An 18,668-nucleotide genomic window follows, 5' to 3' on the forward strand; every position below is an offset into this window, starting at 1 on the left:
AATACTGCGAAAGGTGATTGGTCTTCCAGAGGTTAAACAGATGAAGAAGAGAAACATTTTGCAATTTGAAATAGTTTCTCGATATCTGGATTTGGAAAGTATCGGATCTGATTGGAATTGCAACGGTTGCATGATTTTTGACCGTTTGAAAACGGCAATGATGGAGACTCGCTCTTATTAATAGGAGGATTCTCTCAATCAAATCATTTGGAAAAGGTGGGGATTGGGTATGGCATTGTACATTGTTTCTGATAGGGAACAGACGGAAAGAGTACCACAAGCTTTTATTGCATCCATTGCATATTCAGGAGAAATTTTCATTGATCTGGGCGTTAATCCGACTGTCTCTGTTGTAAAAGAAATTGAGAAAATTGCAAAGAGATACGAAAAGGAAAAAGAGACAGTGGTGTATCAGGTATCTTCAAACGATCATTTTATGTCGTTGTGGTTGCTTAGCGAAATCTTCTTGCATGTAGTCGTTATAGAATCTGACATTGGCAAGTTCAATGCAGGAAAACTGATGGCGATGAAAGTAGCTCAACGTGCGTAATCAGGTGATCTTATATCGATTCAATTACTATTCTAAGGAGCGATCTTTTCTATGGGAAACGGATTGTTTGGAAGTGTAGTATCTTATCCGGATCGAGGACATTGGGGTAATAAAAGATATCGTGGAAATTGCACAGGTCATATCATCAAAGACCTTATTGAATTTTATAAGCCGAAGTTATTTGTTGAAGTATTTGCTGGAGGCGGAACGGGATTTGAAGTGTGCAAAGAGATGGGGCAAAACTCCGTACACCTTGATCTTCGTCCTGAATTTGGAGGATGGAATGCACTTCGAGATGAAATACCTGTTGGCGGAGACTTGGTGTTTTCCCATCCCGCTTATGCGGATATGGTGCGTCCTGTTGCCTGACAATCTGGCTCCGAAAGGAACAATAAAACAGGCGGAATTACTCGTTCGAGTAATCTAACTTTATGACCAAATCGGCAGGGGAAGTTCCTGCTAAGGAATGAATGTTGGCATTCCTTCTCTAATCCTCCGACATGCGTCTTGGCTTTGCCGCCAAGGGGTATGAAGCTCGGTGAAGTAGCGAGAAAAGGAACCTGTGATGGGGACGAAGTATTGCTGGAGTCCATAAAATTGCTATGCGTACAGAACATCAGTAGAGATGTTGGAAGGAACTGTGGGAGGAAAGGCTCGTAACGTAGAGGGTTTCAAACAAAGAAGAAACTCGCCTCAGTATCGAGGTTCAGTCGTGGGAAAGTGTTTCATGTCGCACTGTCCTATACCATTCCCTTTGAGGTTTGGTGTTCTGAGTCCACCAACAACGGATAAAAGAATGGCTGACGGGCTATACACAGACGCTAAGGCAATATGTAAGGATAGGTCATAAGGAACAGGAGAAGCTCAGAAGATGGGTGTTAAGGATGGCAAAATCCAATACCACTAAACGGTAGGAAATGACCGTTGAATCTGAGTGACAGCAGGGCGTAGTAGTGTTGAAGCCATGGAAACATGGTGGAGCGAAGGCCCATAGACCAGTACAGAACTCTGTAGCTCAACCTGTTGAGGAAGCCGTTGAGCATACCTGACTAAAGCCATATGGCGGCTAAATACCTCGGAAATGGAGGTGATGCCTATGGAACAAGAATTCAACTATCCGAAATCAGAACAGGAATTTCAGACAATCAAAGATGCGTTCTATCAAAGAACCCAAGAATCCTTATCTAAAGGTGAACTCCCAAGATTCAAAGGGTTAATGGAGATAGCCGCATCTGAGGTGGTAATCCTAACTGCGATACACAAAATCAAAGCCAACAAGGGTAGCAATACCCCTGGTAGCGATGGGAAGGTCATGAGAGACGATTATCTCCATGGTGACTATGATAGTGTCATTCGAACAGTACAAGGTCACTTTAAGTTTTACAGACCAAACCCTGTGCGAAGGAAATGGATCGACAAACCTGGTAAGAAGGAACAAAGACCGCTCGGTATACCAGCAGTCATTGACAGAATCATTCAGGAATGTGTGAGATCTGTTATTGAACCTATTCTTGAAGCTCAGTTCTTCAAGCACTCTTACGGGTTTAGACCATGGAGAGACACTCATATGGCTATGGAGAGAGTTAAAGACCAAGTGCTTCGTGTCGGTTACCACTGGATCATCGAAGGTGACATCAGCAAGTTCTTCGATAACGTAAACCACAGAATCTTATTAAAGAAGCTCTGGAACATGGGAATACGAGATCAACGAATACTAATGATCATCAAAGAGATGCTCCAAGCGGGAGTGATGTATGAGATTAGGCGAACTACGGTAGGAACACCACAAGGAGGAATCATATCCCCTTTACTGGCTAACGTCTACCTACACAAATTAGACAAGTGGATCGTAAGAGAGTGGGAAGAAAAGAAGACTCAATACGAGTATTCTTCGGGTCGTAACAGATACCAATCGCTCCACAATCGCACGAATCTAAAGCCTGCTTATCTTATCCGATACGCTGACGATTGGGTTCTCATTACCAACACCAAAAGTAACGCAGAAAAGTGGAAACAACGTATTTCCAAATACCTTGAGACAAATCTCAAATTAAGATTGTCTGAGGAAAAGACTCTGATTACTAATATCAGAAGGAAACACATCCACTTCGTAGGATTCAAATACAAGGTAAAACAGGGGAAATCGAGAACGGGATTTGTACCTACGAGTTCTCCTAATATGGAACGATTTGAACCTAAAATGAAAAGCATTCACAGTGAAATCAGAGGTCTGAGAAGATTGAAGACCGTTGAGGATGTAATTCATAGGATCAATCGAATCAATTCACAAATCAGAGGCATCATCAACTACTACGATACAGCGAACAGAAGCTACCTTGTATTAACAAAATGGTCAAGTACATTGTATATGGCGGCTTGGAGATCACTGCGTAACTTCGACAGGCGAGTAATCCCTGCGAATCAAGTTTCGAATCTGCTGTCAGTCCATAGCGAGTACACTACCAAGATTGTTGCTATTAAGTACAAGGATATGTGGGTCGGAATAACCAATCCAGGCTTCTGTAAATATCGTAAGGTTTTCAACCGTAGTCCAGATGAAACACCGTTTACGGCAGTTGGTAGGGAAATTCATCAAAAACGTACTGGGAAAGTTCAACCTTTAGCAAGAGCAGATGAGATTTTCGAATCTAAAAATCTTTCGCTCCTCATTGCAATGGGAAAAACCAAATCACTGTACAATTTTGAATATTACCTTAACCGTCCGTATGCCTTCAATCGTGATAAAGGTAGATGTAGAGTCTGTAGAGAGACAATATGGGATGGTTATCAAGTTCACATGCATCATGTGAATCCGAAACTGCCCATACACCTCGTTAACAGAGTGCCGAACTTGGCTACAACACATCGAAGTTGTCACGAAATGATTCATAGTGAAGCTGATTACTCCCACCTTGGCAAAAAGGTCTGGAAGAAAATCCAAGATTTCAGAGAAAAGTTGAGATAACTACAGAGGGATGGATATCACTGGTTGGAACGCCGTATGCGGTGAAAGTCGCATGTACGGTGTGAAGCGGGGGAAAACAGACCTTACCATATAATGATGGAGGATACTGTTACCTATCGCACCCTGTAAAGGGCAAATGCTACCCTTGCTCCTTCACCACCTTTGATGGCAGGAGCTGGATGCATTATATATCGTATATTCAGGTGAAATGTGGGGAGAAGCTCATCCTGACGACTTGAGTCGTTGCGGGTCATATGATGAATTTATTACAAAGCTGAATTTGGTCAATGCGAAAATCTACAATTCTCTTCGTAACGGCGGAAGACATGCAATGTTGATTGGAGATATGAGACGAAACGGAAAGTATTATTGCATGATTAAGGACTTAGCATGGTATGGAGATTTGGAAGCTCCTGTCATTAAGGTTCAGCATAATACAGTAAGTGGACGGAAAACGTATGCAAATCGAAACTTTATTCCCATCGAGCATGAATACATGCTGATTTTCCGCAAGAACTCAGTTTGGGCTGTTCCTGTGAAAATCACAAGAACTGAACAGCGGAATCTGTTTCATAGTAAGCTGATTACCTGGCGTGATTTGGTACAAGCCGCATTAGAGCAGCTTGGTGGAAAAGGAAATCTTTCTGCGATCTATGAAGTGATTGCGAATGCAGAAAAGATAAAAGTAAATGAACACTGGCAAGCAAAAGTGCGCCAAACCCTTCAGCGAGGAGATGAGTTTGCACCTGTTGAGCGTGGTGTATGGGCGTTAAAGTATAGTCAAGATTTGAAATCAGCATAAGAATATGAAGCCAAGATGATTATGTGTAGGTATGGGGCTTGGAGAACAATCTAAGTCTCTTTATTTAATCTCTTATTTCACATTCGGGTTGTAAAGAATCTTTCAAATAAATCACAATACAAGGGGTGGAGGATTAATTATGAAGAAATTTTTCTTCGCTAACCTACCATTTTTCATTATTGGAGCGATACTGTTATTTGTGTTAGGTGCCTTTTTTTGGAAACAAAGTATGGCGACCTATTACACAATTGATAGATTGCAATATGAACGAGTTGAACCTGAAAAGGACTGGCGTTCATATGACTATGTAATCTTTGTTTCTGAAACAGGTCAGAAAATAAAATTTCTGTGTCCTGAGAACGTATATCAATCTATGGTGTATGAATCAAAATACGATGTAACTATCATTGAAGGTGACATTTCTTTACCTGATACAAAGGTTGTAAGAGTCGTACCAAGTAATTAGGCAACATAAGGGGAAGGATAGACGCTGTTTGTTCCTCCTGTTTCTAAGGTGACGACTAAATACGGAAATAAAATAGGGAGGCTATTTGACTATGAAAAAAATACTTGCGAGTGAATTGTTAAAAGCAACAATAGAGAGTGCAGAAGAGCGGTCAGGCATGTATCCTAAACCATTAATTGTTCAAGTTGCTATGTTAGTAGACTTAGATGAGCATGGACGTATTAGGGGATACAGCCCTCCATCCATAGATAATGTTCTATTCAATCAATTCGTCGATGACTCTAAATGGCCGTTTAAATCAGGTCAGCAAGTATATCACCGCACTTTAAAACAGGTAGGTACATTCATAGAAGTTGATCAGCTCGATCCGACCTCTGCTTCTGTCGAATTTACCGAGGAAGATGGGTTCAAAGAAGAGAAACGAGTATCGCTTGTGTTACTCACCGATCAAATTCCACAAAAAGAGATTCATATCAATGTTACTGTAAACAATATTATATTCACCGTGTTTGACAGGATTTCAGGAGATCAGCTACTAACGCACGTTATTGCAGAAGACACAAACATAGATGCGAGAGTGTCTGGAAGATTGACGGTGAGTGGACGGGGCGCGGTCAAGTATAAAAGTGAAATCCTAACAGCAGTATCCATGTATGATGATTTGAAAAGAGAACAAGAGAAATAAGAGAGAGTGTTCACTTAACAAGGAGGAAAAATGGATATGGGTTATTCAATTTTTACGAAAAAGGCATCCGCTATTAACAAGGAAAACTTAGCAGAGGCAATTCAGATGGTAAAGGGAAATCTTGAAGCCAACAAAAAAGGTTATAAGGTGTATAACATTTTGAATTTTGGTCGAGTCATTGAAGGATATGCATATTATCATGAAGTGGATCAGTATTACTATTGTGTAGGAGTTGAGATTGAAGTTGAATCCCAATTTGTATTTAAATATGGTGGATCCCCGGAAAAGGAAAGTGAACTAACCAAAGAAGTTGGATTCTATTCGATTTGGCGTGGAAAAGCTTCTCCTCATGCACCCATTACATTTGAAATGGGATGCGCTTCATTGGGAGAAGGTCATAAATTTGACAATGGGTGTGGAGATGAAATCACTGTAACGAAAACCATTTTTACGATGGAAGAGGTTCAGGAAGTTGTATCTCAATTAGGTTTATTGACAAATTCTAAGTAAACAAGATAGCGAGAATTTCCTCCACAATGGATGGGATTCTCGCTATTTATTTGATAGAACACCATATAATAATTTGAGATTATCAAGAACATTGGTTTTTTAGTCAAAAACATGTAAGAGGAGTGAGGTATGTATGGCGCTTGCGTGCGAAGCGGCTATGTCAGCAACTAATTCGGTTATTTTAGGATTTCTTCCAGGAACAAAAGAGTTGATAGAGATTCATGCTTCAAAGCTGGTGTACGCTTCCTTTGATCGTGAGAATCCAGAAAACATTCAGTTTTTAGTTACAGGCAACGATCAACTTGTTATTGGCTGTCTCATCACTAAAGAAAGACTCGGAGAAGAACTGTTCTCCTACGCAGATGGTGAAATGGATAAGGAAGAGTTGGAAGATTGGGTCGACCGCAAAGCAATTTATACGTTTATTTCAGCTTTGGAAATTTGGGAACAGTATCAAAATAAGGGGTTTGGAACAATTGCCGTAGAGCAAATAAAAGAGTCTTCAAGATTTCCTATTGCTTTGTATGCGGTTGCTGAAAGCGTTGAATTCTGGGACAGACATATAGAAAGTATGTCTGGATACTGGTATAGCGAAAAGAAAGCATAAGGGAGAGATAGGATATGGCAGGAATTGAAACTTACGGTGGTTGTTGTCCAAAATGCCTCAGAGGAATGGAGCAGAAATTCGAGTCATCATGGTCTGGATTCATGTTTGATGCATGTTCTTATTGTGGCTTTATTTATGCAGATGAAGGCAAAGTGATGACGATTGAAGAAAAGGAACAGGCTTGGGCTTCGATTCTGGATCATTTTCAGGTATCCAGCAGAGAAGAGCTGCGAACGCAGTATCCAGAAAAAGAATATCCTTCAGCGATGGAAAGTGAATTCTATCCTTCCTTGTTTGATTATTCGGATGAGGAAGATACGTTGGACATTTATCGTCTGATGTGGAAGAGATACGGCGCTAAAAATCCTACCTTTGCTATTAAAGGTCAACGTGTCTATTGGCATGAAGATCGTGATAAAGAAGGAGACTTATTAGAATTTGAAGAGGGGAAAATTTCAATTCAGTGGGATGAACAAAAAGAGTCAAACCTACCTTGCACTGTATATCCTGCCATCGAACTTGGTAAAACCGTTTTGCTTCTAAATCCGCTTGATTCTCCACCGCAAATCGGGGAAGATGATTGGGTGAATGAGGAAGTGTTTGCTGCGCTAAATTATCTCCAGCGCAAAGGCAATGAAGTTCGGGAATTAAGAGAGGAATTCATGTCAGCAGATACTGAGTTGTTTGTTGCTACTGAATCAAACAATGTAAAACGATTAAATAAAGCACAAGAAAACCTTGCCGAAATTGTTGATAAGATAAGGGAGCTTTGCAAATCGAAAAGTTAATACGAAATAGCTAAGGGAGCGGATATATTGTCTACTCCCTTTTCTTCCAACTATTATGTTCTCTTGTAGAGTGGTTGGTAGCTAATGATAAGCGAGTGACAAAGCGATTTTTTACGCAGTATGCGATTGTTAATAGTTAGGGTTGCAATAACAACTACATAAATGTAAACGATGTTAAACAAGGTAGAACGAGGGATTTCTTTTATGTCTCTCGTTTTTGTGTTTATCTATTAGAAATTAGAAAGGCGAATAAGATAAAAGACATAAAGTTTATAAAGCAGGCGAGTTGAACTTAAACATGATGAAGGAGTGTTTGGGCATGGAGAGTCGAGTTAGCTATTTGGAAAACATGTTGTCAAATTTAGGCTACAATGATTCGCTACGAGCAATGGATTGGATGATGGAAGAAATGTGTGCAGAAAAAGGCTATAAGCGACACAATGGATCTCATTACTATTATCATTTGATCGATGCGGCTCAAGATGCGCTAAATTTTGGAATTCGTGAAGAACCTGTTATTACAGGAATTCTCCTGCATGATTCTATAGAAGATATTCCTGGTGTGACTGCTAAGATGATTGAAAGTTTGTATGGAACAAGAGTCGCTATATCGGTTGATCTTGTTACGAAAAAGGAAGACGTCGATTATAAAATTGCTGAGAATGTGAAAGAGTATTTGTTTCAGATTCTCCAAAACCGTGACTCTTCATTGATGAAAACGGCAGATCGAAAACATAATTTTAGTACATTAAGGGACGCAACACCTGAGAAAAAACTAAAACAGGCAATTGAAACGGAAAAATTTTTTATTCCATTCTTCAAAGATTGCAGAAAGAAGTATGTTCGATACTCAAGCTACTTCTTCTCTGCAAAAACGGCTATTGAACCTCATTTATGGGAAATCAAAGAGCATTTTGAAGAGGTTAAATTATTGAAAGAGGAAATAGAGAGATTGAAATCGGGTTCAAAATCCAATGCCGCAGTTTAAAACAATGAATCATGGGAGGAAATGACGATGAGTACAAAAATCTATCATGGATACACGCTTCCTTTAATGACTGTGAAGGAACTAACGGAATTTACAAAGAGTTTTCGAAAGAAAGTAGAAGGAAAAGCAATCGAACTATTAACGAAATTTCTTGCAAACGAAGTTGCGGAAATGGTTGATGATTTAGGAATCTTAAACGAAAACGATTACTGTACAAGACATGTTTTATTCGAGAAAGAGATAGATTTGCTTATGCAAGAAAGAAAGCTTGAGGAAAAAGGAATTAAGCTTGAGGAAAAGGATAAGGTAAAGCTAAGTGTTGATGCATATACGTATCGATCTATCTATACTGTTACTTATCGTAAAGCCGAAGAGAGATATAAAAAAATTCAACGCACTCAACATCGAGATCCTGATGTAGATTTTGATTGCAGTGCTTGCTTTATTCCATTGGAGGATAAAATAGTAGCACTTTTCTATAGTGAGCAGAAAGAGTTGCAGGAATTATGGGAAGCTTGCGAAGAGGTATCCTATTATGGGTATTGGGATAATGGTATTCCTGATGAGGATGTATCAAAAGAGGAATGGAAGAAACGAGAGCAGGATTGGGAAGAAGCTCTTCCTGGCATCGGGATTCCATTGGAAAATGGACTGAATGCTGATTTCATTAAAGGGTTCCCAGGTCTTCATGTTGTTTCACTCGAAAATATAGTGAAGCAAATTCCTCCACTTGAACAACGTGCGAAACGAGTATCAGAGGAACTCGTCTTGGATCGAAAGTTTAAGGAGTTATTAGCATCCGATCCATCAGAAGAACCAAATAGAATGAGTGTATATCACGCAACACGTCGTTGGATGAGAACAGATCAAGGAAAGCAAGCGCTTCAAGATGAAATGAAAAATGTAAGACCACTTCTGGTTGAAACGATAACAAAGGCTCATCTATTGACCAAACTGAACAAATTAAAAACAGGAGAAATTTTAGGTATTTCAGAGGGATAAGTTGATCAAACTTGTTTAAAAAGAAACTTGATAACGAAAATAAAAACAAAAAAGAAAGTGATGAAGCGGATTGTTCGAATGGACAGTCCGCTTTTCTTTTTGATTATTATTGTTAGAATGTTCTCTGCATAAGATATATGAGTTTTATATAGCAGGGTGAAGTTTTTTCTTCAAATTTGAGGAGAGGAATGATAAAAATGAGCGAGTTCACTACACTATCGATTCATAAAAAACTGGAAAAAGGTAAAAAAGATGAATTGTACTGGAGTTTACATGCGGCACAAAAGAAGGATTTATCTCTTGACGCAATTTTGCAGAAAGCAGAAATCAACCCTAAAGATTTTGGTAAAGTTCGCTTCATTGAAAATCGTCATGGTATTTTCGTAGAACACATTTCTAATGTGGAAGAAGTAATGGATACACAACAAATGCGTTGTCAAATGGAAATTCCCTCGGAATGGCTGCTTTGTTTTTCCTATCAAGAAATGAGTGTTATTGGTCTTGACATGGGAGTCTTTCAGGCAGAAGCACAAGTAGGAGAAGTCATCGAACGTCTTTGTTGGCTTGATATTAATCACTCCAGTTACGACTTATTTCTCAAACGTGATGCACTCTTGAAATGGATACGTAAAAACGCTAATCCCGAAGACCGCATCCATTTATGTACCAATTGGATCTTTTATCACCCAGACGGAAAGTATGATTTTGATTTTGTTCGGCAACATATCAACAACAAAATTTTAGAACTACGAAAAATGGTGCATTGTAATCATTGGAGCAAGAATGCAGTGGTACGACCTGAACAGGTACAAATGACCGCTTAAAGCGGTCGTTTTTTATTTCCAATAGAAAATATCATTTAACATTGACAATAGGCAATTGAATATATAACATTGACTATAAAAAAGGAGCGACCGTAGTGACAAAGCCCAATGAAGTAGATTAAATACTAAATAAAATAGATGACAGACTTGCTCCAGATGAGCTGTCTGCCATTTTGATAATTGCGTGATGGATAGGAAAAGGGGGATACAGTGAGCGCGAAAGATAGTTCGTTTGAAAATAGGAAAGAAATAAAAGATACGAAAAAACAAATAAAAAAAATCGGCATTAGAATTTTAAAGATCATATTTGTGATTGCCCTTATCAAATGGGTTCGCATGGAAATTAAAACAGATCCAGCTTTACATGCAGGGCTAAACGCTCTCATTGAAACAGGAAAAGGACAAGAACTCATACAGCTGTCTGCTGTAACGATTATGGCTTTGGGATTGTTATGCCTGGGAGTTGGTTTTTGGATGAAAAAAGTGAGTTTCCTGGAAAGTAAACTCTTTTTGTTTGTGTTTACTTTTGTCATATTGGATGGCATTCTACTTTACTCATTTCCTGAATTGCCTTTGCTCCTCTTGAGATAATCAGAAGTATCCATAATGATAACGAATAAGGAGGCGATATGTCATCTGGAATCCATGGAAATTGAAAAAAGAAGAAGTAAAGGAATTGTTTTATGTAGTACCATTTCTACTATTAGCGCTATTAAAATGGATCATTCGATTGCCTAAGAGAATTTTCTTTCGTGTTATCATATGCCCTTTTATAAAACATGATTGGATTTGGTTGGGAAATGGTTTATTTGGATTTTTTGCACCTAAAAGACCATTTCGATGCAAAAGATGTTGGCGTGGGCATTCAGGAAAAACGGATAAACCAATGCCAGAAAGATTCTAATTGTATCAGTTTAGGATGCATATGATAAAGAATATATCAGATGATCAATCAAAGGGTCTATTCAATCGATAGAAGATTAAATGGAAGGGTGTACTACTTATGAGGAGAAAGATAGTTGTTCTAATGGGACCAAGCGGTTGTGGAAAATCTACGTTGGAAGCCTATTGTAAGGAATTGGGATTTCCCGTCAATATTTCTCACACAACTCGTAAACCAAGGACAGGAAAAACAAAAGAGGTTCATGGTGTGCATTATTATTTTGTATTAGAACAAGAATTTTTTCAAATTGATTTGGCTGAAAGCAATAAGTATGGATCAAACTATTACGGTATATCTAAAGCGGAAGTGGAGCGTAACTTTGCCATAAGTGATACTATTATAGCGGTTGCGGAACTTCATGGAGTGAAGCAGTTGAAGGAAGCTTATCCTAATGAATTAGAAATTGTATTTGTAACACTTCCACTGGATGAAATGGAAAAGAGGATGAGAGCGAGAGGGGACTCAGAAGAAGATATTCAATTTCGATTGCAACGTGCAATCGATGAGAAAGAACATGAACATGGTTGGATTGCGGATCATACAATTGAAAATTGGGATCTGGAAGAAAGCAAAGCTCAACTTCGCAAGATTTTGGGCATTACTGATGAACAACTTGTTTAGTAAAACAGATTGCGGCTACCTTACTGGTGGCTTTTTTTATTGGTATAAGTCGAAATTTCGTAAAATATAATTTACTATTTTGGGTGTGAGTGGTATAATTTATGGTAGGTATTTATTGTGGGAGGCGAAAGCAATGGAAATGACAGTTACGCTTAAAGGTGAATCATATCAGTTAACATATACAGATGAATTTGTAACGAAAGTAGAACAGTTAGGAACCAATTTTCAATCTATTATTAAAGAGTTACAAAACAGCGAATCTGAAATTTTGGATTCTCCAGAGGAAGAATCCTTTTTCTTGATTGGAGAAACGTTTTCTTTCGAAGGGATTCGCAGTAGCGGAACGATTTCGTTAACTCGGCTTTTATCATCCGAAAATGTATTGTAAGTCATTTCATAGTATCAGGGAGAAAGTGAATGAAGGAATTTCATAAAGATGAACTTCCCACAACTTAGCTTCGTTTGAAGCAAGGGTTTCTATTCAGAACGGTTAGTGTGTATCCAGAAGCGCAGATCGGACTCGCCTCTGAATAGACACTGCTCAGTTTGATAAATCGAAAAGGAATGATGAAGATGACTGAAAACACTTGGGGATTACAAATTGTGAAAGTAAATGTAGAAGAGGGTGGCTTTGATACTTTAATAGCGCTAAACATTGGTAACGAGGCGAAGACAAGGGATATGTTCAATCAAATAAAAAATGAATTTACGAAGAATAATGGTGAACCAGATTGCGTTTTAGACTTGTTAGATGATGAAGACAGTATTGTTGATGATTGGGCGATAACAAAAAAGCAAGCCGTTGAAATTGCTTCGCGGTTAGGGCACAACATCGACTAACAACTTTAAATGTGTATTAGATTAACTTGTAGTAAAACGCCTGTCATCCTTACAGCTTGTAGGGGTTAAATATGATGTGCCAACACGATAGACGGATTGACATGAAGCCTAATGCCAGTAATGGATTCGTTTGGCGTGGCAGCCTATCATGCTCTCCGCTCCATGTAAATCCTGTCGGTACATTATATACAATCGCTGTTATATCAAGGCTTTGACAGGCTTTAAGGTAGTTTTAATCTACTATGTATTGAGAAAAAGGAGCGATAGAAGATGGATCTTGAAAAGAAGCTTCGACAGCTTTGCAAAGGCGATATACAAATCGAGAGTATCAACCTCGAAGAAATGAATGTCAATGTGCTGGTTCCATACGAATCATCGGCAATCTCGGTAGAGTTGGAAGGCGAAAATGACAAGGAGATTATTGAGTCGTTCAAGGTCGAAGTAAACAAACGACTGGACGACATGATAGATCACCTCAATGACTGCAAATTGTACTAATTGACACAATAGGTAGGAGGACGGTGACATATGCGGAAAGAGGAAATTTCAGCGGTCTTGTTGCATCTATGGAATAACGTAGATCAAGCAGGGTTTGATGGATTAATCAAAGAGGCACTGCGGAATTGCCCCATAAGCGTCCAAAAGAAGTTAATTGGCGACCTATTGGCTGGGAGATCATGGGATGGAAACCCAGATGAGGAAACTCTCGAAACAGCCAAACGGCTTGTAGGGTATACAGATTAACTTATTAGTTACTTAATTATGAACAAACGATCATTAATTGTATAGAAGAAATGAAAGAGATTTGGTGCGAATCAGCGAGGCTTATAGCTTCGCTTTTTTTAATTCTTCAAAGTGGTTATAGTCTGTATGATGCGAGAAATTATTGATAAAAGATTTGTTTGTAGACGGAATGTTATCGTGTTTTCCGTCTAAAATAACAGTGTTCAAAATCTTTTTAATAAAAGAAAACATCAATTAGGGGAGGCATGTGCCTTGAGTACATTGACACTGCAAACAATCGAACAATTTATTGAAACAAAAAGAAAGGAAATGATTGATACAAATTCGTTCTACAAACGATTGGAATCCATGAAGTCTCCAGCAGATTTTCAGTGGTGCAACAGCCTGTATCATCTTTCTAAAGAGTTCGCCAACTTGTTGAAGCTTCGTTACGAACATTTTAACGATGTTCCACATGATGTATTTGTTTCCCATTATGAAGAAGAGAAGGATCACGCCGAAATGTTGCGTCAATGGATGCTGGCTAACGGTATGGACGATCCTGAGAACTACCTGCCAACACCTGAGACGGATGATTTCATCTCTCTTCAATATCGTGCGAGCGTTGGATTCGATCAGAATTTCTCTCTTCTTTCTATTAATAGTGTGGGAGAAGGCACAGCGTTTGATTTTTACAACCAGGTGAACAATCATCTGAAAGAGCTGACAGGATTTGCGACTACAGAATATTGGGCAGTTCATTGTGAAGCGGATGAAGAGCATAGCAATGTGTATCATCTGTTTACGGAAATGACAGAAGATGAATTGGAAAAGGCAAAACATTATGCTGTGTACACTTTTAATGTGGTAAACAGAATGATTGAAAGCTGGAAGTAAGTAGCCTATAACGTTTACGCCTGCAAAAACAGGCGTGAACTATTTAAAAAGGGGAGAATATGGGATGAAAAGTTTATTTGGTGGAAAAGTGATTTACTCTGTCGATTTGGCAAACAAAGTTTTGAGTTGGCAAGTTAATAGTGACATCACGATCAATGAAGCAAAAGAAGTCATTTCAACACTGAAAAACGAAGCGTCGAAAATGAAAGGTGACATTCGACTCTTTGTCGACAATTCAAACCTAAAGGCTGTATTTAAACCAGAAGTTGCTGATGCTTGGAAGGAAATGCAATTATGGATTTTTCCAATGTGCAATAAGATTGCACTAATTTGTAGTAATCATCTTATGAGAATGCAAATGAATCGCATTTCAAAAGATACAAACATATCGGATAAACAAGAGGCTTTTTTTGAGAAAGAAACAAAGGAATCTTATGAAAAAGGGCTTCAGTTCTTGGGAATTACGAAACGTAGCATCGATTTCATTCAATAATAAAGAAGAGAGATGGGGCGATAAATGCTCCATCTTTTTTTTAGTTTACATATTGACTATAAACAATTAAAATAATTGTGTAGCATAAAGTATACGATACAGATCGTAGATCTTTAAATAAATACGTATAAAGGAGGAATTTGGTTGAGAGAATTATTTGTCATTGGCGATACCCATGGTTGTCATACAAAATTGAAAGAACTACTTCAATACTGGAATGCAGACAACCAACAGTTGATTATTTTGGGTGATTTATTGGATAGAGGAGAGGATAGTTTATCTGTGATTCTTCGAGCGATGTCGCTTCAAGAAAACTACGGGGCAAAGATCATTGGGGGAAACCATGAGGATATGTTTCTGAATTGGTTGAAAGAACCTAATCGATATCCTTGGCACTACTTTAACCAGGGGGGAAAAGAAACATTACGTTCTCTTTTTGATGAACAGGATTACGTTGCAAAATATCCGTCTGAGGAAATAGCAAATATGGTAAAGGAACAATTCCAAAATGAAGTAAAATTCTTAGAATCATTGCCTGATTATCATGAAGAAGGAAAATATGTTTTTGTACATGCAGGAGTAGATTTAACCAAGGATGATTGGAAGCAGACATCGCAGGAAGACTTCCGTTGGATTCGTGAAGAGTTTCATCATGCGGATAATCGAACAGGTAAAATCTTTGTGTTTGGTCATACACCAACACCTCGGTTAAATCCCGATAAAACCTGTAATCCTTGGTTTTCCCCATGTGAAACGAAGATTGGAATTGATGGAGCGGCAGTATATGGTGGATTATTGTTGGGTCTTTTGATTAAAGAGGAATGCTATGAGGTATATGCGGCATAGTAGGACAATTCATCTTTCCGTAGAAGCTTAGTAGAAAGAGGCGGTTTCGTCTCTTTCTTGTTTTGAGAAATGAAAGGGTCTACTGATAATAAAGTTGCAAACACTACTACATAATTGAAAAATCGGTTTATTTTATGAAAAGTTGACTACAATATATCAGTTTTATAACACAGGAATTTTATGTAGGAATATTTGGAGTTTATGGAGGGATATGAAAAAGGATTTAGATCTGTACGATTGATGTCTTAACAAATGAAAAAGGAGACTAAGTATGAATCCAGAACAAAAGTTGCACACAGATGTCATTCCTTACTGGAGAGTTAAAAGAGTTGTTACATGCTTCATTTGGATTGCGGGTTTTAGTTTACCAATCATCCTATATTTTTTTTGGCTAAGTACATGGCACTGGTTGTTCTATGCGTCACTGAGCTTAATTGGATTTGTTCTCGCAAAAGACGTGTATTTCATTATTCATGGGGTAAAGATTAAATACTCACGTTATGGCTACACGATGGGAGAAGATGAGATTCAGATTCGCTGGGGAGACTTTTGGTCGGAATCTTCATCAATCATACCTATGAATCGCATACAACATGTAGATAAAGAACAGTCTGTGCTTGCGAAGAAATACAATTTAGCAGAATTGGAGTTTTATACAGCGGGAGAAGCTCATTTTATCCCAGGGTTAAAGATGGATGTTGCAGATGAAATACGTGCTCAGGTGATCAAACTCGCGAAGATAGGTGATACAGATGCTTACAACGACTAAGAGAGAAAATCAGCATCCTATCATCATGTTGAATGAGATGTATCGAGTCATACGCAATATGATCATTCCGATCGCACTGTATACCATTCAAGAGTTGAGGAACGGTTCAGAAAGTCAACCTTATTGGGTTTATGTAGTAACTGTTATTCTTTCCCTATGCATTTGTTTAAAGATTTTCCTCTCATGGAAATGCAACACTTTCATGATAGAGGGGAAGGAACTTGACTTGAAGAGTGGCGTATTCACAAAAACAGATAAGATTATCCCTCTCCATAAAATAAGTACCATAGATACGCATCAGGATTGGTTATACCGATTGTTAGGTGTTGTAAAGGTTGAAATTCGAACTTCCGATTCTGATCAACGCTCTGATGCAACCATTTCTTTGTCTGAAAGAAAGGCACGAATGCTGGAGCTACTATTAAAAGAAGGTGTTTCAGGGAAGGTAGAAAGCGAAGCTCACCCCACTGAGATGAAGCGAGTTATTTCAAACAAAGAGTTGTTTGTCATGTCATTATCTTCTACCAATTGGATGTTAGGTGTACCGATTATTGCGACAATACTTCAATTCCTAACGCCAGAATCACCTTCAACTCCAGGAGAAGCTACAATGAAAGTGATATCCAATCAACAGTTTTGGAGCAATGTATCGATTGGAAAACTAACGTTACAACTTATTCTTGCATGGGTAATCTTTTTAGCTTTGTCTTGGATTGTATCTTTGATTATTGTTCAGATCAAATATAAAGGGTGGACAGTAAGTAGAAACACTAATCATCTACTAATTCATTTCGGGATGTTTGAGAAAAAGAAAGTGCAGATTCAGGTAGACAAGATTCAGTCGATACGCATAAAAGAGCAGTGGCTTAATCGTCTGCTTGGCTATGGAGCCGTTTGGATTGATTGTGTGGGTTACCAAGGGGAGAACAAAATTAAGATTCTGGTTCCAGCAATAAAGCTATCCGAATTATCGCAAGTCTTACATCAAATTCTACCCGAGTTTTCATTACAGGATGAGTTGCAATCTTTATCGCCGAACGCGAAGAATTTATACACGGTTCCGTTCGTCACAGGTGCCCTCTTGTTAATAGGAATAGCATCCATCTTCTACCTACCTTGTTTGATTGCATTGCCTCTCTTATGGGCTGTCTATCGATATAGGTTGTACATTTATAAGGAAGCAAGATGGGGGATTCATGAGAATCAGTTGGTGCTGTCTAATCCAGGACTAACGAAAACCACCGTATATGTGTTGAGGAAAGCTGTTGAATCGGTAATGGTTACTCAAGATTTCCTGCATCGCAAGTGTAAGATAAAGCGAGTGGATATCGACATCGATTCACCTTCTCGAAGCAAGGAATATGTGATCAATGGAATCGAGGATACAGATGTTCAATTGATGATCAATTGGTACAAAAACGTAAAGATGAGTAGATAAATAATTTGAAGGAGATGTTTGTATGCTTCATCTGACAGATCAGGAAATGGAAAATATCTCAAATAAATTTGTAAAAGAGTATCAAAAGAAAGTAGAGGAACGGAATACATTCACGAAAACAAAACAGGATGAGGGCATCTACTTGCTGGCACGATACGTAAAAGAGCATCAGTTTTTAGATGGAGACTCTCGTGAGTTTGCGGAATTGAGTTCCAAAGAGTTCCACTTTCTTTTTGACAATGTAATGGATGTAGCTGAGGAGCTTGGAAAAGTAGGCGAGGATGAGAATGCCGAGTTTCCGAATAAGATGTCATTCCTAAAAGTGAACGATGTTCATTTGATTTTCTTTATCATGTGGGGACAGGGAACTTGCACGCAAGTCTACGTGAATCAAGAAGAGTGGCAAGACGAACTTAGCTTCACATACGAGCAAATGAAGGAAACACAAGTGAAGTTAAAGGAAACGGAATAAGAACGATGGATATTGTTGTGACGATTCCTAAAAGTGAATATGAAAACGATGAGAAAGAAACGGAGCGGTTCTTGTCTAATCCAAATGACTATGAACAGTTTTGGACGTTATCTCGCATTCCAAAGAAACTGGAAGTAGGAGATCGCGTTTACTTTGTACGTAATAACCAGATTGAAAGTTCGATGAGAGTGGATCGGATCAATCAGAACTCAGTAACAACTTGCGAAGTAACCGAGCGAGAATGGGCTGGTGTTCAGTTATTCCTGGATGATTTACGCATAGAGTCTATCGACATCTCAGTGAGAGGGTTCCAAGGTTTCCGATATCGTTGGTGGAAGTAAAGATAAATTGATTAAGACATTCGTGATAGATTGCGAGTGTCTTTTTTGTGCTGATATGCAATGAAAATAAAAGTCGCCCACTATAATGTAGGATTCAA

Annotated in this window: 25 protein-coding genes; all 25 read left to right on the forward strand. The window is 38.6% G+C overall.

All coding sequences use genetic code 11. The features are described from left to right. The first annotated feature begins 229 nt into the window (after positions 1-229). A complete protein-coding gene (locus ACFVS2_RS25320; protein WP_390238910.1) occupies positions 230-550 on the forward strand; it encodes a hypothetical protein in 321 nt (106 codons plus the stop codon). Positions 551-601: 51 nt separating this feature from the next. Then, the gene (locus tag ACFVS2_RS25325; RefSeq protein WP_390238912.1) at positions 602-919 is read left to right on the forward strand and encodes a hypothetical protein; all 318 of its coding nucleotides are present in this window, start codon (positions 602-604) and stop codon (positions 917-919) included. A 727-nt stretch (positions 920-1,646) separates the two neighbouring features. Then, positions 1,647-3,515, forward strand: a complete 1,869-nt coding sequence (gene ltrA, locus ACFVS2_RS25330; RefSeq protein ID WP_390238915.1) for a group II intron reverse transcriptase/maturase — start codon at positions 1,647-1,649, stop codon at positions 3,513-3,515. 208 nt (positions 3,516-3,723) lie between these two features. Next, positions 3,724-4,317 (forward strand): DNA methylase N-4/N-6, encoded by a 594-nt coding sequence (locus ACFVS2_RS25335; protein WP_390238917.1) that lies wholly within the window; start codon positions 3,724-3,726, stop codon positions 4,315-4,317. A gap of 139 nt (positions 4,318-4,456) precedes the next feature. Next, a complete protein-coding gene (locus ACFVS2_RS25340; RefSeq protein ID WP_390238920.1) occupies positions 4,457-4,783 on the forward strand; it encodes a hypothetical protein in 327 nt (108 codons plus the stop codon). 91 nt (positions 4,784-4,874) lie between these two features. Next, positions 4,875-5,468 carry a hypothetical protein gene (locus tag ACFVS2_RS25345; protein ID WP_390238923.1) on the forward strand — a complete coding sequence of 198 codons (594 nt, stop codon included), beginning with the start codon at positions 4,875-4,877 and terminating at the stop codon, positions 5,466-5,468. Positions 5,469-5,504: 36 nt separating this feature from the next. Continuing rightward, complete coding sequence (locus tag ACFVS2_RS25350) at positions 5,505-5,978, forward strand: hypothetical protein (protein ID WP_390238925.1); 474 nt, start codon at positions 5,505-5,507, stop codon at positions 5,976-5,978. Positions 5,979-6,111: 133 nt separating this feature from the next. Then, positions 6,112-6,585: a GNAT family protein gene (locus ACFVS2_RS25355; RefSeq protein WP_390238927.1), complete on the forward strand. Its 474-nt coding sequence runs from the start codon at positions 6,112-6,114 to the stop codon at positions 6,583-6,585. A 14-nt stretch (positions 6,586-6,599) separates the two neighbouring features. Then, entirely contained in the window at positions 6,600-7,373 is a 774-nt protein-coding gene (locus ACFVS2_RS25360) for a hypothetical protein (protein WP_390238929.1), read from the forward strand. Positions 7,374-7,692: 319 nt separating this feature from the next. Next, entirely contained in the window at positions 7,693-8,361 is a 669-nt protein-coding gene (locus ACFVS2_RS25365) for a GTP pyrophosphokinase (RefSeq protein WP_390238932.1), read from the forward strand. A 27-nt stretch (positions 8,362-8,388) separates the two neighbouring features. Beyond that, a complete protein-coding gene (locus ACFVS2_RS25370; protein WP_390238934.1) occupies positions 8,389-9,363 on the forward strand; it encodes a hypothetical protein in 975 nt (324 codons plus the stop codon). Between the two features lie 197 nt (positions 9,364-9,560). Then, positions 9,561-10,187, forward strand: coding sequence for a hypothetical protein (locus ACFVS2_RS25375; RefSeq protein WP_390238937.1), 627 nt, complete (start codon positions 9,561-9,563; stop codon positions 10,185-10,187). A 210-nt stretch (positions 10,188-10,397) separates the two neighbouring features. Then, complete coding sequence (locus tag ACFVS2_RS25380) at positions 10,398-10,778, forward strand: hypothetical protein (protein ID WP_390238940.1); 381 nt, start codon at positions 10,398-10,400, stop codon at positions 10,776-10,778. 412 nt (positions 10,779-11,190) lie between these two features. After that, complete coding sequence (locus ACFVS2_RS25385; protein WP_390238943.1) at positions 11,191-11,751, forward strand: guanylate kinase; 561 nt, start codon at positions 11,191-11,193, stop codon at positions 11,749-11,751. Positions 11,752-11,884: 133 nt separating this feature from the next. Continuing rightward, positions 11,885-12,139 (forward strand): hypothetical protein, encoded by a 255-nt coding sequence (locus ACFVS2_RS25390; RefSeq protein WP_390238946.1) that lies wholly within the window; start codon positions 11,885-11,887, stop codon positions 12,137-12,139. A gap of 185 nt (positions 12,140-12,324) precedes the next feature. After that, on the forward strand, positions 12,325-12,591 hold the full coding sequence (locus ACFVS2_RS25395; protein ID WP_390238949.1) for a hypothetical protein: 267 nt from the start codon (positions 12,325-12,327) through the stop codon (positions 12,589-12,591). A gap of 270 nt (positions 12,592-12,861) precedes the next feature. Then, on the forward strand, positions 12,862-13,089 hold the full coding sequence (locus ACFVS2_RS25400) for a hypothetical protein (protein ID WP_390238951.1): 228 nt from the start codon (positions 12,862-12,864) through the stop codon (positions 13,087-13,089). 30 nt (positions 13,090-13,119) lie between these two features. Then, positions 13,120-13,335 (forward strand): hypothetical protein, encoded by a 216-nt coding sequence (locus tag ACFVS2_RS25405; RefSeq protein WP_390238954.1) that lies wholly within the window; start codon positions 13,120-13,122, stop codon positions 13,333-13,335. A 252-nt stretch (positions 13,336-13,587) separates the two neighbouring features. Beyond that, the gene (locus ACFVS2_RS25410; RefSeq protein WP_390238957.1) at positions 13,588-14,211 is read left to right on the forward strand and encodes an iron-containing redox enzyme family protein; all 624 of its coding nucleotides are present in this window, start codon (positions 13,588-13,590) and stop codon (positions 14,209-14,211) included. 64 nt (positions 14,212-14,275) lie between these two features. Further along, complete coding sequence (locus ACFVS2_RS25415) at positions 14,276-14,704, forward strand: hypothetical protein (RefSeq protein WP_390238959.1); 429 nt, start codon at positions 14,276-14,278, stop codon at positions 14,702-14,704. A gap of 144 nt (positions 14,705-14,848) precedes the next feature. Then, positions 14,849-15,550 (forward strand): metallophosphoesterase family protein, encoded by a 702-nt coding sequence (locus ACFVS2_RS25420; protein ID WP_390238961.1) that lies wholly within the window; start codon positions 14,849-14,851, stop codon positions 15,548-15,550. 271 nt (positions 15,551-15,821) lie between these two features. Beyond that, positions 15,822-16,319, forward strand: a complete 498-nt coding sequence (locus ACFVS2_RS25425; protein ID WP_390238963.1) for a PH domain-containing protein — start codon at positions 15,822-15,824, stop codon at positions 16,317-16,319. Beyond that, on the forward strand, positions 16,303-17,757 hold the full coding sequence (locus tag ACFVS2_RS25430) for a PH domain-containing protein (protein ID WP_390238966.1): 1,455 nt from the start codon (positions 16,303-16,305) through the stop codon (positions 17,755-17,757). Before ACFVS2_RS25425 ends, ACFVS2_RS25430 begins: the two co-directional genes overlap by 17 nt. A 22-nt stretch (positions 17,758-17,779) precedes the next feature. Beyond that, positions 17,780-18,229, forward strand: coding sequence for a hypothetical protein (locus tag ACFVS2_RS25435; protein WP_390238969.1), 450 nt, complete (start codon positions 17,780-17,782; stop codon positions 18,227-18,229). 5 nt (positions 18,230-18,234) lie between these two features. Next, a complete protein-coding gene (locus tag ACFVS2_RS25440; RefSeq protein ID WP_390238971.1) occupies positions 18,235-18,570 on the forward strand; it encodes a hypothetical protein in 336 nt (111 codons plus the stop codon). The last annotated feature ends 98 nt before the right edge of the window (positions 18,571-18,668 follow it).

This window comes from Brevibacillus sp. NPDC058079 (assembly GCF_042885155.1).
Taxonomy (GTDB): Bacteria; Bacillota; Bacilli; order Brevibacillales; family Brevibacillaceae; genus Brevibacillus.

Bases quoted from the DNA above. Each gene is read 5' to 3' on its own strand.
- ACFVS2_RS25320 (WP_390238910.1), top strand. From the start codon at position 230: ATGGCATTGTACATTGTTTCTGATAGGGAACAGACGGAAAGAGTACCA.
- ACFVS2_RS25325 (WP_390238912.1), top strand. From the start codon at position 602: ATGGGAAACGGATTGTTTGGAAGTGTAGTATCTTATCCGGATCGAGGA.
- ltrA (WP_390238915.1), top strand. From the start codon at position 1,647: ATGGAACAAGAATTCAACTATCCGAAATCAGAACAGGAATTTCAGACA.
- ACFVS2_RS25335 (WP_390238917.1), top strand. From the start codon at position 3,724: ATGTGGGGAGAAGCTCATCCTGACGACTTGAGTCGTTGCGGGTCATAT.
- ACFVS2_RS25340 (WP_390238920.1), top strand. From the start codon at position 4,457: ATGAAGAAATTTTTCTTCGCTAACCTACCATTTTTCATTATTGGAGCG.
- ACFVS2_RS25345 (WP_390238923.1), top strand. From the start codon at position 4,875: ATGAAAAAAATACTTGCGAGTGAATTGTTAAAAGCAACAATAGAGAGT.
- ACFVS2_RS25350 (WP_390238925.1), top strand. From the start codon at position 5,505: ATGGGTTATTCAATTTTTACGAAAAAGGCATCCGCTATTAACAAGGAA.
- ACFVS2_RS25355 (WP_390238927.1), top strand. From the start codon at position 6,112: ATGGCGCTTGCGTGCGAAGCGGCTATGTCAGCAACTAATTCGGTTATT.
- ACFVS2_RS25360 (WP_390238929.1), top strand. From the start codon at position 6,600: ATGGCAGGAATTGAAACTTACGGTGGTTGTTGTCCAAAATGCCTCAGA.
- ACFVS2_RS25365 (WP_390238932.1), top strand. From the start codon at position 7,693: ATGGAGAGTCGAGTTAGCTATTTGGAAAACATGTTGTCAAATTTAGGC.
- ACFVS2_RS25370 (WP_390238934.1), top strand. From the start codon at position 8,389: ATGAGTACAAAAATCTATCATGGATACACGCTTCCTTTAATGACTGTG.
- ACFVS2_RS25375 (WP_390238937.1), top strand. From the start codon at position 9,561: ATGAGCGAGTTCACTACACTATCGATTCATAAAAAACTGGAAAAAGGT.
- ACFVS2_RS25385 (WP_390238943.1), top strand. From the start codon at position 11,191: ATGAGGAGAAAGATAGTTGTTCTAATGGGACCAAGCGGTTGTGGAAAA.
- ACFVS2_RS25390 (WP_390238946.1), top strand. From the start codon at position 11,885: ATGGAAATGACAGTTACGCTTAAAGGTGAATCATATCAGTTAACATAT.
- ACFVS2_RS25395 (WP_390238949.1), top strand. From the start codon at position 12,325: ATGACTGAAAACACTTGGGGATTACAAATTGTGAAAGTAAATGTAGAA.
- ACFVS2_RS25400 (WP_390238951.1), top strand. From the start codon at position 12,862: ATGGATCTTGAAAAGAAGCTTCGACAGCTTTGCAAAGGCGATATACAA.
- ACFVS2_RS25405 (WP_390238954.1), top strand. From the start codon at position 13,120: ATGCGGAAAGAGGAAATTTCAGCGGTCTTGTTGCATCTATGGAATAAC.
- ACFVS2_RS25415 (WP_390238959.1), top strand. From the start codon at position 14,276: ATGAAAAGTTTATTTGGTGGAAAAGTGATTTACTCTGTCGATTTGGCA.
- ACFVS2_RS25425 (WP_390238963.1), top strand. From the start codon at position 15,822: ATGAATCCAGAACAAAAGTTGCACACAGATGTCATTCCTTACTGGAGA.
- ACFVS2_RS25430 (WP_390238966.1), top strand. From the start codon at position 16,303: ATGCTTACAACGACTAAGAGAGAAAATCAGCATCCTATCATCATGTTG.
- ACFVS2_RS25435 (WP_390238969.1), top strand. From the start codon at position 17,780: ATGCTTCATCTGACAGATCAGGAAATGGAAAATATCTCAAATAAATTT.
- ACFVS2_RS25440 (WP_390238971.1), top strand. From the start codon at position 18,235: ATGGATATTGTTGTGACGATTCCTAAAAGTGAATATGAAAACGATGAG.